A 14,571-nucleotide genomic window follows, 5' to 3' on the forward strand; every position below is an offset into this window, starting at 1 on the left:
TTCTTCTCTCCCCTATTCCTTCTTATAAAATGATTTTCTCACCGCGTTGCGGCAGTATTCTTTCACCAAACGGATTGACCAATTTTTCTGGTCGCAACGTATGGATAGGAACCAAACATTTAGGCTCGATCCATGCAATGATTTGATCCAAATCTGCTGGTGTTGCATGGCCCGAGTTAGGCAAACGAACAAATGCAATATCCAGTGCCGCCAATTGATCCAAAAATGTTTGATAAGCAGGATCAAAGTCGCCTAGAGGCTGGGCGTCACTATGGATATATAATCCACCCGTTTGTAGATCTTCAAAATGTGCCACCGCTTGCCACACATATTGTGTGGTATCCGCACATAATGCCTGATAAGAAACCGCGTGTTCCGGTGCCAAAAGGTCTGGCACCTGACCATCGATACTATAATACAGAACATCTTTGTCAAATATTTCTTTCAGCAGTGCCGCTTGCTGTGCTTCCAATACTACCTTCCGTGGTGACGCTTCTACCAATGCCAAAAACCGTTCGACATTGGCTGGATAACCATTGAAGGTGATCTGTCTATGGGGATTTTCCTGTACCAATTCCACAAAGGCTTGGACAAGTGCCGCTTCGCTTTCAACGGCGATCGTTGCTGGATCAGGTATCCGCTCAGGAAAACTGATACTGACGCCTTCCATCATCAACAAGTCCGTGCCTTTCGCCAATTGACAAAAATCCTGACTGCGTTCCGGATGATTCCCGTGCAAACGCAGATCTCCGGTATACGCAATAAAATGATCTGGTGTACGAATCAATAGCGCAGCGGCCCCAAAGGCATCATGATCGACAGGGACGATCTCCACTTCGATATCGCCTACCCGAATCACATCGTGAGGGGCTAAGCCAATCATCTCCCGAACAAAATGAGGGGCTTCATGAGGAACCGGCAACAAAAAGTCCCCTTTGCGGTTCAGTACTTCCAAAATCGCTTTGGTTTCCTTCAATGTATACAAAGGAATCGCCGGATCAAGATAATTGATCATTTTTGAATGATCGAGATGTGCATGAGATAAGAAGACAGCTGTTTCACGGTATGTCTTGCTTTCTTCTCCTTGGTACTGATAGGTCAATCGCGGATCGTAGACATTCTTCAGCTGTGGTACCCAACGATGATCGACCAGGGTCTTCAGTTCTTCATTGGGCAATGGCGTTTCAGGATGATATTCCGTCCCAAAATCGAAAAAGATATGGGCATCTTTATATGCCACTTCGATCACTGTACCGCCTATCGTCATGATGCCGCTGTGAAATGTAATACTGGTTTTATCCTTTGATACCATCTTTTGCCACTCCTTTGATAATTTCTTTTCTAAAGATCAAATAAATGATCAAAATCGGAATGACCGTCAGTGTGGCAGCAGCCATTTGTAAATGGACATCACTGCCGCTTTCTGTCGTGAATGCAGCCAATCCATTGTTCAATAATCGGTATTTTTTCTCGTTTGTCACAAGCAGCGGCCATAAAAATGAATTCCAACTGGAAATGAAGGTCAAGATCCCCACTGTGACCAATGCTGGTTTTGACATTGGGATCAAGATCCGGCGGATATATGCCAGATCACTGGCACCATCGATTTTGGCAGCTTTATAGAACGTATTGGAAATACTCTTAAGATAGCCGTTCAGATAATAGATATAGAATATACTGGTCAAAAATGGAATGATCAAGGCGCTATAAGTATTGAGCAAGCCCATTCTGGCAATCGTATTGTAATTGGTGAAAATAATCGATTCATAAGGGACCATCAGCAATGAGATCATCAAAGCGATGACTAGGCCTTTGCATTTGAATTCTAGACTCGTCAACGCAAAAGCGGCGAGGACCGCCGTGATCAGTGTTGCAATCGTTGTGACCGCAGAAACGAACACTGTGTTGATGAAGTAACGCAAAAATGGTGCTTTCGTAAAGACCTCAGCATAATTTCCCCATTGAAAGGATGCTGGAACAATCGTCGGCGGAATGCTTGTCGCTTCGCTGTATGTCATCAATCCTGCCAAAATCATATAAATAAATGGGAAGACAGTAATGATCGCCAACAGACCCAAAAATAACAGTGAGAGGCAGGTCACGATTTTTTTCATCTGTTACTCACCGACTTTCTTCAAGATTTTGTTTTGGACAAAAGTGACCAGCAAAATGATCACAAATAAGATGACCGTTGCCGCCATGGCTATTCCTGGCCGACCTGCGATATGAAACTTATCGTAGATGTAATAGACAGCTGTTGTCGCACTCTTCGCAATTCCTGGTTGTCCACCGAACAATGCATATACTTGGGTATACACTTTGAATGCAGCAATAATGTTGACTGTCAATAAGAAAGCAAAAGTTGGGATCAATTGCGGAAACGTGATCCTGCGAAAGATTTCCCAGTTATTGGCACCAAACATCTTTGCGATCTTGTAATGCTCTTGATCAATATTGCGCATCCCTGCCAATAAAATGATGATATTGAAGGCCAAACTCGTCCAAACCCCGAAAATGATCAGTGTCGTCATACTCATATTGACGTTATCCAGCCAATTGACTGGCGCGATGCCCACCAGGCTCAACAAGTAATTGATAATCCCGTAGGAACCATTGAAAAAATAGCGAAAGACGATCCCGATCGCGATCGTACTGGTGACATAAGGCATAAAGAAAATCGTCTCAAAGAAACTTTTATGTTTGACTTTTTCAAAGATGATCCAGGCAATCGCCAAAGACAAAATCAAGGCAATCGGTACCACCGTGAAAGCAAAAAGTGCAGTATTCCGCAATCCTTTAAAGAAAACTGGATCGGTCAAGACTTTTTGATAGTTTTCGATCCCAGCATAACGTTGGTTGATCAGCGTTCCTTTTTGAAAACTCATGATCAACGAACGAAACAACGGATAGACACTGAACAAAAAGATGATGACCAATGAAGGCAGCAAGAACAGCCAGGCTTTGGGTTGATTTTCGGGGTTATAATTTTTTTTAAACATTAGTAGACCCGCTCCCCCTTGTCATCAAAAATGAAGGCTTTCTTATACTGAAAATCAAACGCCACCTCTGCACCTTCTTCGATGATTTCTTCAATACTGACGATCGACTTCACATGTTTATCTGCTAGGTCAAAGTTCAAGATCCGTTCGCGGCCAATCAATTCTACACTCTTGATCTGCGTCGTAAACAAGGCATCTTGTGTCGTGGTCAATACATCTTCTGGTCGGATGCCCAACGTATATTGTCCGTCTGGCACAGGTTTCTTAAAACGAATATCTGTAAAGCGATCAAGAGGGATCGTAAATACTGGATGCGTCATTTGCCCCTCTTTGATTGTCACTGGCAGCATATTGATGATCGGATTACCGATAAATTTGGCCACAAATTGATTATTCGGCTCTAAGTATAAGTTTTGCGGATCATCATTTTGCTGGATCACGCCTTCATTCATCAAAATGATCTTGTCACTGATGGACAATGCCTCTTCTTGATCATGGGTCACAAAAATCGTTGTGATCCCAACTTCTTTGACCAACCGCCGAATCTCTTCTCTAATTTTCAACCGTAGTCGAGCATCCAAATTACTTAAAGGCTCATCCAATAAGAGAACCTCAGGATTTTGGACCAATGCCCGCGTGATCGCTACCCGTTGCTGTTGACCACCAGATAATGTTCCCGGCTTTTTCTGACTTAACTCTTCAATGTTGGTCAAACGCATGTATGTTTCAGCAATCTGCTTGGCTTCCGCCTTTTTGATTTTCTTTTCTCCCACGGTAAGAGGAAACATCACATTTTCTAAGACCGTCATATGCGGATATAGCGCATAGTTTTGAAATACAAACCCGATATTGCGGTCTTTGGGCTCTGTTTTGACTACAGAACTGCCATTAAAGCGGATGTCGCCTCCCGTTGGATGCAGCAAACCAGCAATCAAATTCAAGATGGTTGATTTACCGCAACCGCTAGGGCCCAACAAACAAACTAGATCTCCTTTTTCAATGGTAAAATCGACTGCTTTCAACGCTTCAAATTTATTATCAAAGACCTTCTTCAACCCCACTACTTCTATCAAAAACTGCCCCTCCGTTTTCTTTTTCTCATTCCCAATCCAGTCGGCTAACATATCAGGCCATAAAAAAAGCACGAACGCCTGATGTCTTGTCAAACATGCAAAGAAATTCGATTTTAATGATAACAAACGATTATTTTCATTCGATACTATTATTGTAAATGTTTTGTAAAAACCATAGGGAATTATGAAAGAATTTTTAATTTTAAATGAGTCTATCTTTTTCGGCACCCATAATATCGCTTCCTATCTTATCATTTCTTCATTTATTTTTGCATTCACATAAAAATAAAGCGAAAAATAGCCCTTTTTTTATCCATACAGATAAAACGCTCTCAACGTCACTTGCAGCTCTCATTATTCTTATTTGTTTATCACGCTCAATCAGGAGCGTAAAAATAACAAAAAAATAGAACGACGTCAAATAACGTTCGTTCTAAAAAACCACTCAGTCGTTTGCCTTGGGTTTTATCAGCTTGATTTGTTTTGTTGCAATTTGATCAAGAAAATAACGGTCGTGTTCAATGAGCAGCATCGTAGGTTGTGCCGTTGTGATCACTTCGATCAATTGCTGTTGGTTAAAGACATCTAAATAGTTCAGCGGTTCATCCCAAATAAAGAGATCGGCTGGCGTCGCCAACGACTTCGCTAACTCCACACGTTTGCGTTGTCCCATACTCATTTTTTCAATCGGGGTTTGAAATACCGTCCGTTCTAAGCCTAATTTTTTTAGATTACTCAGCAGATCTTGATAGGCAATGCCTTGCATTTCAGCAAATGCGGCCAATGTGCCTCGATTGTCTTCATAATTTTGCCTAACAGTACTGACTTTGATTTGATGTGCCAATTGGATATCACCAGACATTGCGCCTGTGAAGGTACTAAATAGCGCTTGGATCAAACTAGATTTGCCTGAGCCATTCGCCCCTTGGATCCCAAAAATGTCTTGCTGTTGTATCGAAAAAGTCAAGGGTTGAAACAACGGATGGTCATAGCTTAATACGAAGTTTTCTGCTTGCAGCAATACATCGTGATGGCTGTTCAAAGGATACATATTTAGCGGATCGATGTACTCAATATCTTTTAGCAAAGCCGACTTGTCTTGGATCTGCTCATCCATTCGTTTAGCAATAGCTTTTGATCGTTTCATGGTGCGCGCGGCCCGGGCGCCGATTGCCCCTGTATCAAAGATACCCCCACTGCCTTTTTTAGTAGGAGAACCCAATTTGTCACGTTCTCGTCCCCGTGACCATTCTGCTTTTTCTGCGGCAGTTTGCTGCAAGCGGGTGATTTCTTTTTTTAACTTTGCATTTTGTTCTTGCTCATAACTGTCTTTCTGCTGTTTTTGGGTATCATAGGTTGTGTAATTGCCTTTATACAGCACCAGCTGACTTTTTTCGATGGCTAGCACGTGATCAACGACATCATCAATGAATTGACGATCATGGCTCACTACGATAAAGCCGGTTTTTTGCTGCAAATAACTGGCTACATGACCACGACTAGTGATATCAAGATGATTCGTTGGTTCATCGATCAGCGGGAAGTTTTCCTCATCGACAAACAGCCGTGCTAAACGTACTTTCGTCTGCTCCCCTCCGGATAATGTATAGAAGGGGCGCCACAATACGTCGGGTGCTATCTGCAACAAGTTTAATTCTTTTTCTAAGCGCCACAACGCCACATCACCTAATTCTTGCAAAACATGGTACGTCAACTGTTGCGGATCATTGATCGCCATCGGAAAATAGACGAACGTTTGGCCATGCGTGATCGTCCCACTGTAAGGCAGCTGATTTTGCAGCAACCGCAACAAAGTAGTTTTCCCCCGACCATTTCGACCCAAAAGGCCTAGCTTCCAATGCGTATCGATTGTTAAATTGGTATGATCGAACAACAGCTGTTCTTGACTGTCAAAGCCAAAGGTTAATTGTTTGATACTGATTGTGCCCATTATTTATCACCTCGTGTCTATTCACTGAATAGACGGGAGCCTATAGGTATTTTCAGAAAATCAGCAAAAGAAAAGGACACAAAAAGACCTTCCAGAAAAAAGTTGCCAATTCTGAAAATCTGCAGACTGTCCCCTTGGTGGTTCCAGTCTTATGCAGCTTTCAACAAATTGGTTACTTTTTCAATGGAAGATCCCTCACTTCGTTTATAATTGCCAACAGTATAGCATGCCTGATTCAACAAAAGCAAACATTTTTCATTTCTTCCGCCGAAACGTCTGCCAATAGGACGTTGGGAAAAAAACGAAAGCACTTTTTTCACAAAGATTCGTTAAATACGCATTTAAAAGTATATAAAAAAACACTTAAGAATACAAAAAAACCATCAGGTTGGTTAGTCCCGGTGGCAAAAGGAGTAAAATGAAAAATAAAAAGGTTGTTGGTTGTGGCTTTATTATAGCGCCGATTTAACATTTAATCATGTGAATAACATAACAGTTAAATTAAATAACTCTTGTTTAAGCGTTTTTATTTATCATTTTTTTAACAATAGTGCTGTCATACGTTGAATCGCAAAGGAAATATCATCTGTCGCTTGGTCTTGCTTTTGTTCTGCAGCATCGAATGCTTCTTGGTCTACGCCATCAGCAATACTGAGAATCATTTCATCACAGCCTGCCACGTAACTCATGTAGGACCGTTCAAATTTTTTGTGGATGCCCATCACATTTGCTGGTGGTCGTAATTGACTGATTTTTTTCAGCATTACTCGGTACTTGTCTGTGCCTTCTTTGAATGTTTCAGCAATCTCTGCTAAACGTTCTTGAGAAAGGTCAGCTGTCTTTTTTTCGTCGATTGCTTGACGGATTTCTTCATAGTTGGGATGCATACTTTCCCCGATTGTTTCGGTTTCTTTCACTAAATCATTGATCGTTTGGACATAATAGCCTAAATTTGGTCGCACAATAGATTCCTACTTTCTTTTGTTGATACTATCTATTTTACCGTTTCTAGCGGGAAATAGAAAGGGTGAAGAAAAACCACCACTTCATAAACCGCGTTGCTTGGTTTATGAAGTGGTGGTTCAATGCTTTTACAGCACTTTATCGAATGATCGTTGGCGCTAAGGGACTGCTTATTTGCGCCCCATTGCGCGCTGCACTGCCTTCACGATCTCTACGATCGGAATGATCGCAAAAGATGCACCCAACACGATGCCCCATTGATACAGGTCTAAATGAGCGACACGGAAAATGTCATTCAATCCTGGTACCACAATGATGACCATCATCAAGGCAAAGGACAATACAATCGCCCAGTTAAAGGCTTTGTTCTTGAAAGGTCCCACCGTAAACAATGATTGATAGACGGATTTTACGTTAAATGCGTGGAACAATTGCATCAAACCTAATGTCGCAAAGGCCATCGTTAATGCATCTGCATGAATGTCAGTATAGTTTATGTGGACCGGCCATTGGATGGCAGACCAATAGACAAAGAGCACCGTTGCTGCTTCTAAGATCCCTTGATAGATAATACTACTCATGACACCACCGGAGAAGAAGTTTGAACTACGACCGCGGGGCGCATGTTTCATCAAGTCTTTTTCGGCAGGTTCCATCCCTAAAGCGATGGCTGGGAAGGTATCCGTCACTAAGTTGATCCAAAGCAAATGGATCGGCAGCAACGTATCCCATCCCCATAGCGTGGCAAGAAATAAAGTCAAGACTTCCCCTAAGTTAGCAGCCAATAAATATTGGATCGATTTTTGGATATTCGAGAAAACTTTGCGGCCTTCTTCAACAGCCACAACGATGGTGGCAAAGTTGTCATCTGCTAGGACCATATCAGAGGCGCCCTTAGATACTTCTGTCCCTGTGATCCCCATCCCAACACCGATATCGGCTTGTTTCAATGCTGGGGCATCATTGACACCATCCCCAGTCATGGCAACTACTTTGCCTTCTTGCTGCCATGCTTTAACGATTCGTACTTTATGTTCCGGAGATACCCGCGCGTAAACAGAATACTGCGTCACTTTTTGTGCGAATTCAGCTTCGCTCATTTTGTTCAGTTCAGCCCCAGTCAATACAGCATCGTCGTCACCTGGTGTAATGATCCCTAGACGACCGGCGATCGCTTCTGCAGTATCTCGGTGGTCCCCGGTGATCATGATTGGCCGGATACCGGCTTCTTTGGCGACTTTGACAGCGTCCGCCGCTTCTGCCCGTTCTGGATCGATCATGCCGACTAAACCGGCAAAGACCAAATCATTTTCAACGATTTCTGATTCGAGGTTTTCTGGTATGGCAGCAACATATTTATAGGCCATACCTAGCACCCGCAACGCTTGTTTAGCCATATCGGTATTATTGGTCAAAATGGCTTGTTTTTGCTGATCATCCATTGGTACTTCTTGTCCATCCAATAACACTTTTGCCGTGCGGCCTAGCAGCACATCTGGTGCACCTTTCACAGCTACAAGATAGCGGCCATCTTCTTGTTGATGGATCGTACTCATCAATTTTCGATCAGAATCAAAAGGCAGATCGGCCACACGTGGTTCTTGGTCAACCAAATCACGGACGTGGAACCCTTGATCCATCCCAAATTGCACAAGGGCAGTTTCAGTTGGGTCACCAATCAAATTGCCTTCTTCACCGAATTTGGTGTCATTGGCAAAGTTCATGACTTTCAACGCCATGTTGTCCAACGGAATGTCTTCGGTCGCAGCATGTTGATGATTGTTGACATACAATTTTTCAACGGTCATTTGATTCAATGTTAGCGTACCCGTTTTATCTGATGCAATAATATCTGTCGCGCCTAATGTTTCAACAGCTGGCAACTTGCGGATAACCGCATTGCGTTTGGCCATCACTTGCGTGCCTAATGCCAAAATGATCGTTACAATGGCAGGCAGTCCTTCTGGAATCGCCGCCACAGCTAATGAGATGGATGTCAGCAACATGTCAACCCATGAAGTGTTATTAAAGATCGTGCCGACAAAGAACATGATCACTGCAATCACGATGATCGCAATCGTTAAAAATTTGCCTAATTCATTCAAATTACGTTTGAGCGGTGTTTCCGTTTCTTGGGCGCTAGCCAGCATGCCGGCAATCTTACCTACTTCAGTGCCCATCCCTGTATTGACAACGACGCCTTTTCCTCGGCCATAGGTCACATTGCTGTTTGAATAAGCCATATTGACCCGATCACCGATCCCGATGTCGTTGCCCTCGATCACTGTCAGTTCTTTTTCAACAGGGACCGATTCACCTGTCAGTGCAGCTTCTTCGATCTTTAGGGAACTTGCTTCTAATAAACGTAAATCTGCGGGAACGACATCGCCAGCTTCTAATAAAACGATATCGCCGGGAACCAACTCATCACTTTTGACCGTCACAGTGTGGCCATTACGTAAAATATTGGCATTTGGTGTCGACATTTCCCGCAATGCTTCGATCGCTTGTTCAGCCTTGGCTTCTTGAACGACACCCATGATCGCATTGATAATGACAACAGCTAAAATAATGATCGAATCAACAAATTCATGCGAAACGGCAGCTGAGATGATCGCTGCGGCCAACAAGACAATGATCATCAAGTCTTTGAATTGTTCAAAGAATTTTTGGAGCATTGATTTTTTCTTGCCTTCTTCAAGTTCGTTGGGACCGTATTCAGCCAAGCGTTTCTTGGCCTCATCGTTTGTGAGTCCATTGGTATCTGATTGCAATTCTTGCAACACACTTGCGGTATCTTGCGCATAGAAAGCCTGCGCCAATTGTTCTTTTTTGTTTTCTTCCGACATCCTATTTCCTCCCTTGTATTACCTTCCTTTATTGTACATGAAATGAAAAAAAATAGACTTATGTATGCACTGGAACACATACATAAGTCTCACTATTTAAGGCAACACCAGAAATTGCTTTCAGGATGGTGATGTTGCCGCGGATTGAAAAACCGCCAGTTACTCCCTCATGATCATATCAATAACACTCATTATACAAAAAGTTTTCTTTCGTTGCAATCCAAAGCGCTAGGATAAGCCATCAAAAGTTTTAAGCGATGATGGCACCATTTGGCATGCCTTTAGGCGCATCCACGATTTCTAAGCGGCCTTCTGTATCTTCTGCTGACAAAATCATCCCTTGACTGACTTGTCCGCGCATTTTTCGCGGTTTCAGGTTCGCAACGATCACGACTTTCTTGCCAATCAAGACTTGCGGGTCTGGGTAAAACTCAGCCACGCCTGATAAAATTTGACGGTCTTGATCATCGCCAGCAGCGAGACGGAATTGCAATAATTTGTCTGCACCTTTGACTTTTTGACAATCAATGACTTCTGCTACCTTCAATTCGATTTTGTCAAAATCTTCATATTTGATTTCTTCTTTATCCGATTGCACATTGGTTTCTTCCGGATTCCATTTCACCGTTTCTTCTGGTCCTTGCGTACCTTCAGCCATCTTCTTTTGAATATAGGCGATCTCTGTTTCCAACTCCAAACGAGGGAAAATCGGTGTGCCTTTGGCAACGACTTTGGTGCCGCTTGGGAATTCACCAAAACGCAAATCTTTCAAGTCCATAGCTTCAACAGCTAATCCTAATTGACTGAAAATATTGCCCGGTGTTTCCGTCATCACTGGTTGCAGCAAAATGGCAACGATTCTCAAGCTTTCAGCTAAATGCACCATCACACTGTTCAATTCTGCTTTGCGTTCTTCTTCCTTGGCTAAGACCCAAGGCTGTGTTTCATCAATGTATTTATTGGCTCTTGAAATCAGTGTCCATACTTCAGACAATGCCGTACTGAATTCCATTTTTTCCATCGCTTCATGGTAACGCCCCACGACATTGGCAGCTGTTGTGGACAACTCACTGTCAAAAGGTGTTACTTTAGAGGCATAGTCTGGTACCAAACCGTCACAGTATTTATTGATCATCGCAACTGTTCGATTCAGCAAATTGCCTAGATCGTTGGCTAGGTCATAGTTCAAGCGAGAAACAAAGTCTTCTGGCGTGAAGACACCGTCGCTGCCGAACGGTACTGCCCGCAATAAATAATAGCGTAATGCATCCAAGCTGTAGCGCTCAACCAGCATTTCTGGATACACGACATTGCCTTTAGATTTCGACATTTTGCCATCTTTCATCATCAACCAGCCATGGCCAAAGATTTTCTTTGGTAATGGCAAATCCAATGCCATTAGCATGATTGGCCAATAAATCGTGTGGAAACGGACGATTTCTTTCCCAACCATGTGGACATCTGCAGGCCAAAATTTTTGGAACAACGAATCATCTTCTGTGCCATAGCCTAAAGCAGTGATGTAGTTGGACAACGCATCGATCCATACATAAACCACATGTTCCGGACTAGCAGTGACAGGAATGCCCCATTTGAACGTCGTCCGAGAAACGGCTAAATCTTCTAACCCTGGTTTGATAAAGTTATTCAACATTTCATTCTTGCGAGATTCAGGTTGAATAAACTCTGGGTGTTCATCATAGTATTGCACCAAACGATCAGCATACTTGCTCATGCGGAAGAAATAAGATGATTCTTTGACCAACTCGACTTCATGCCCGCTTGGTGCTTTCCCGCCGATGACATGACCTGCTTCATCACGGAAAACTTCAGCTAATTGGGTTTCAGTAAAATATTCTTCGTCTGATACAGAATACCAGCCCTCATACTCGCCTAAATAGATATCCCCTTGATCAAGGAGTTGTTGGAAAATCTTTTGCACGGATTTTTTATGATAATCATCCGTGGTACGGATAAACTTGTCATAACTGATATCCAGTGTTTTCCATAACTTTTTGACATCTGCTGCCATTTTATCTACGTATTCTTGAGGGTCTACGCCTAACTCTTCTGCTTTTTTCTCGATTTTTTGACCGTGTTCATCGACACCGGTCAAATAAAACACATCAAATCCCATCAAGCGTTTGTAACGCGCCACTGCATCACAGGCAATGGTTGTATATGAGTTTCCGATATGTAATTTACCGCTTGGATAATAGATTGGCGTCGTGATATAAAATGTTTCTTTTTCAGCCATGGACAGGTGTCCTCCTTCTGTCGAATAAAGTGTATACTAAGGTAGTATACCATAATTCTTCGCTAGTTTTTTCTTTTTTTGTTCGGAATGAAGCTGTCTAAGCAGCCGATTTCCTCACTTTGAAAAACAGGGTCGATATTTGTTATAATAGAGATAAATCACCTGTTGAAAGGAACGCTTATGTCAAAATCTAACAAACGATTTTTTTGGCTGTCTATCTTACTGACAGTCATTCATCTGATTGGTTCAAGTTATTATCTGTATGCTTATGCCTACTTCAATGGCCAAGGCCACGCATCGGCATTTGCTGCGATTGTGACTGTACTGCGCATCATGCTTCTGGCTTGGTTCGCTTATTGCGGCTACCGTGCATTGCATGATCAGCAAAAATTAACTTGGCTGTATATCGCCCTCTTTTTTGTCAATTTGGTCTGTCCGTATTTGTTTCAATAAAGACAGGTCATTAAAAAAACATGCCCACAAATGAATCTATGCAGGAGAAACCCATGGAAAAATTCATCTCTAAATCAGCAGAAAAACATTATTACGAACAAGAAGCTTCAGAAGCTGACTTTCTTGCTTGGTACCAAGAACAAGATCAACCAAAATATGAAAAACCTTCCGTAACCGTCGATATGGTCTTGATGTGCTACAACAAAGAAGAGGAACAATTGAAAATTGCCTTGATCCAACGAAAAGGTCATCCTTTTCGCAATTCTTGGGCACTGCCTGGCGGATTCGTCAATCCCCAAGAATCCACCGGTGATAGTGTCATTCGTGAAACCAATGAAGAAATTGGTGTGACGATCTCTAAGCAGAATATCGAACAATTGCATACCTTCAGTACCCCAAATCGCGATCCGCGAGGTTGGGTCATCACTGTCAGCTATCTAGCATTCATTGGGGAAGAACCTTTGAGTGCGGGGGATGATGCCAATCAAGTCCGCTGGTTTTCTTTAGAGCGCCAGGGTCATCGACTATTGTTGAGCAGTGGTGAGATCGAGATCATCCTAGACATGCAGTCAGGGGATTCTATCGGGAAAGACACCCTGGCTTTCGACCATAGTGCCATTATTTTGAAAGCTTTCCAACGCGTTGCCAACAAAATGGAACATGAGCCGCAAGTCCTTTTGGTCTTAGGTCCGGATTTTACGATCACAGAAGCCCGCAAAGTCTTTGCCAAGTTCTTAGGGATCGACTTTAAACTGATCGACCATTCCAACTTCAAAAAATCCATGCTGCAATACTTGATCGAAGTTGGCGAAAAGCCAGTTGGTATCGGCCGCCCATCAAAGATCTACCGCTTGAATGATGCTGTATTAGACAATAAAATGTAATGTGTAAAACCCTCCAAACGCGTGTTTGGAGGGTTTTACTGGCTAATCATAATTAGTGAACGTGGTTCCTAGAAACAAAAGCCGCTATTGGCTTTTTCTATACCCTAGGCGAACCCTGGCGTTCCTTCCAGTTTTGACCATCAAGAGCCCATCTGTGACAATAATTCTGTCATTTTTTGGTTTTCCGTTGCCGACAAAGGGACAAAATGCAGCTCTTTCCCATACCATTTGGCTTTATACTGCATTTTACGGATAAATTGGTGCCAATCGCTGACACTATAATTACCAGCGACATCCATATCTTCATTGATTTTTTCAATAAAAATCGTGTCGTACTGTTTAACTAAGTGGTAACTCATTTGATCAATATATTCCCGCTTTTGACAGCCATGAAGCCGATAAAGTTTGGCCACTTTGCCTTTTTGCTTTTGATAATTGCGGGCATTGTTCAAGAGGATCTTCTTGCGTTTGACCGCTTTGGCTTTGATCGTTAACTTATTTTCCGCCTTCACTAATTTTTGCAGCGTTGATAAGGCATGCGTACAGGCTACTGGCAAAGAATGGTTGGCCTGTACCAGGATTTGCGGATCAAAGATCAGTGCAATATTCTGTTGTTGTTTTGGCAGAGGTTCAACTTCTTCCAAACATAAAATCGATACATAAAATTCAGTCCCGTTTTTTGCTGAGATAGTCGCTGATTTGATCGTTCCTTTGATTTCCCGATGCAATTTCACCGGTACCAATGATTTCAATTTCGGCAGCTTGAGTTGATCGTCGACAAAATAGATCGTATGTTGCTGATTGTTTGTCGTGTATGATTGCCACACACTTTTTTTGGTTTTCATTTTTGGAAAGCCAGCCCGTTTTTGGAAATAATTCCGAAAAGCCCGTTCTAGATTCCGTTGTGCATTCGCTAATGCTAAACTATCCGTTTCTTTTAAAAACGGATAGTCTTTCTTCAATTTAGCTGGTGTTAACCCTAACTTTACTTCCTTGTTTGCCAATTCATCCATTTTTGCTTTCAATAATTGATTGTATGTAAATCTAACACAACCAAACGTTTCAATGAAGAATTGTTTTTGCTGTCCATTAGGATAGATCCGAAATTTGTATGCTTTTAAAACACTCAGTTTCATCTCCTC

11 protein-coding genes are annotated in these 14,571 nt (G+C 42.4%); 2 read left to right on the forward strand and 9 right to left on the reverse strand.

The features are described from left to right. Positions 1-22 precede the first annotated feature (22 nt). The 8 genes from AEQ18_RS04270 to metG all read right to left on the reverse strand — a co-directional run bounded on the left by AEQ18_RS04270 (position 23) and on the right by metG (position 12,092). The gene (locus AEQ18_RS04270) at positions 23-1,312 is read right to left on the reverse strand and encodes an MBL fold metallo-hydrolase (RefSeq protein ID WP_054115128.1); all 1,290 of its coding nucleotides are present in this window, start codon (positions 1,310-1,312) and stop codon (positions 23-25) included. Beyond that, positions 1,296-2,114: a carbohydrate ABC transporter permease gene (locus tag AEQ18_RS04275; protein ID WP_054115129.1), complete on the reverse strand. Its 819-nt coding sequence runs from the start codon at positions 2,112-2,114 to the stop codon at positions 1,296-1,298. The genes AEQ18_RS04270 and AEQ18_RS04275 overlap by 17 nt, the downstream gene beginning before the upstream one ends. 3 nt (positions 2,115-2,117) lie before the next feature. Beyond that, the gene (locus AEQ18_RS04280; protein ID WP_054115130.1) at positions 2,118-2,999 is read right to left on the reverse strand and encodes a carbohydrate ABC transporter permease; all 882 of its coding nucleotides are present in this window, start codon (positions 2,997-2,999) and stop codon (positions 2,118-2,120) included. Beyond that, the gene (locus tag AEQ18_RS04285) at positions 2,999-4,072 is read right to left on the reverse strand and encodes an ABC transporter ATP-binding protein (RefSeq protein ID WP_054115312.1); all 1,074 of its coding nucleotides are present in this window, start codon (positions 4,070-4,072) and stop codon (positions 2,999-3,001) included. Before AEQ18_RS04285 ends, AEQ18_RS04280 begins: the two co-directional genes overlap by 1 nt. A gap of 445 nt (positions 4,073-4,517) precedes the next feature. Continuing rightward, entirely contained in the window at positions 4,518-6,023 is a 1,506-nt protein-coding gene (gene abc-f / locus AEQ18_RS04290) for a ribosomal protection-like ABC-F family protein (RefSeq protein ID WP_054115131.1), read from the reverse strand. Positions 6,024-6,556: 533 nt separating this feature from the next. After that, a complete protein-coding gene (locus AEQ18_RS04295) occupies positions 6,557-6,985 on the reverse strand; it encodes a hypothetical protein (protein WP_054115132.1) in 429 nt (142 codons plus the stop codon). Between the two features lie 171 nt (positions 6,986-7,156). Further along, a complete protein-coding gene (locus tag AEQ18_RS04300; protein ID WP_054115133.1) occupies positions 7,157-9,835 on the reverse strand; it encodes a cation-translocating P-type ATPase in 2,679 nt (892 codons plus the stop codon). 250 nt (positions 9,836-10,085) lie between these two features. Then, a complete protein-coding gene (gene metG / locus AEQ18_RS04305; RefSeq protein WP_054115134.1) occupies positions 10,086-12,092 on the reverse strand; it encodes a methionine--tRNA ligase in 2,007 nt (668 codons plus the stop codon). A 180-nt stretch (positions 12,093-12,272) separates the two neighbouring features. Here metG and AEQ18_RS04310 point away from each other — a divergent pair, with 180 nt between their 5' ends. Together AEQ18_RS04310 and AEQ18_RS04315 are read left to right on the forward strand one after the other, a co-directional pair. Continuing rightward, the gene (locus AEQ18_RS04310; RefSeq protein ID WP_054115135.1) at positions 12,273-12,545 is read left to right on the forward strand and encodes a hypothetical protein; all 273 of its coding nucleotides are present in this window, start codon (positions 12,273-12,275) and stop codon (positions 12,543-12,545) included. Positions 12,546-12,598: 53 nt separating this feature from the next. Next, on the forward strand, positions 12,599-13,429 hold the full coding sequence (locus tag AEQ18_RS04315) for an NUDIX domain-containing protein (protein ID WP_054115136.1): 831 nt from the start codon (positions 12,599-12,601) through the stop codon (positions 13,427-13,429). A 140-nt stretch (positions 13,430-13,569) separates the two neighbouring features. Here the strand turns inward: AEQ18_RS04315 and AEQ18_RS04320 are convergent, their stop codons facing one another. Beyond that, entirely contained in the window at positions 13,570-14,565 is a 996-nt protein-coding gene (locus AEQ18_RS04320) for an RNA-guided endonuclease TnpB family protein (protein WP_082348598.1), read from the reverse strand. Between the last annotated feature and the right edge of the window lie 6 nt (positions 14,566-14,571).

The sequence above is a fragment of the Enterococcus sp. RIT-PI-f genome, assembly GCF_001297065.1.
Classification (GTDB): domain Bacteria; phylum Bacillota; class Bacilli; order Lactobacillales; family Enterococcaceae; genus Enterococcus_D.

Bases quoted from the DNA above. Each gene is read 5' to 3' on its own strand.
- AEQ18_RS04320 (WP_082348598.1), bottom strand. From the start codon at position 14,565: ATGAAACTGAGTGTTTTAAAAGCATACAAATTTCGGATCTATCCTAAT.
- AEQ18_RS04275 (WP_054115129.1), bottom strand. From the start codon at position 2,114: ATGAAAAAAATCGTGACCTGCCTCTCACTGTTATTTTTGGGTCTGTTG.
- abc-f (WP_054115131.1), bottom strand. From the start codon at position 6,023: ATGGGCACAATCAGTATCAAACAATTAACCTTTGGCTTTGACAGTCAA.
- AEQ18_RS04280 (WP_054115130.1), bottom strand. From the start codon at position 2,999: ATGTTTAAAAAAAATTATAACCCCGAAAATCAACCCAAAGCCTGGCTG.
- AEQ18_RS04315 (WP_054115136.1), top strand. From the start codon at position 12,599: ATGGAAAAATTCATCTCTAAATCAGCAGAAAAACATTATTACGAACAA.
- metG (WP_054115134.1), bottom strand. From the start codon at position 12,092: ATGGCTGAAAAAGAAACATTTTATATCACGACGCCAATCTATTATCCA.
- AEQ18_RS04310 (WP_054115135.1), top strand. From the start codon at position 12,273: ATGTCAAAATCTAACAAACGATTTTTTTGGCTGTCTATCTTACTGACA.
- AEQ18_RS04300 (WP_054115133.1), bottom strand. From the start codon at position 9,835: ATGTCGGAAGAAAACAAAAAAGAACAATTGGCGCAGGCTTTCTATGCG.
- AEQ18_RS04270 (WP_054115128.1), bottom strand. From the start codon at position 1,312: ATGGTATCAAAGGATAAAACCAGTATTACATTTCACAGCGGCATCATG.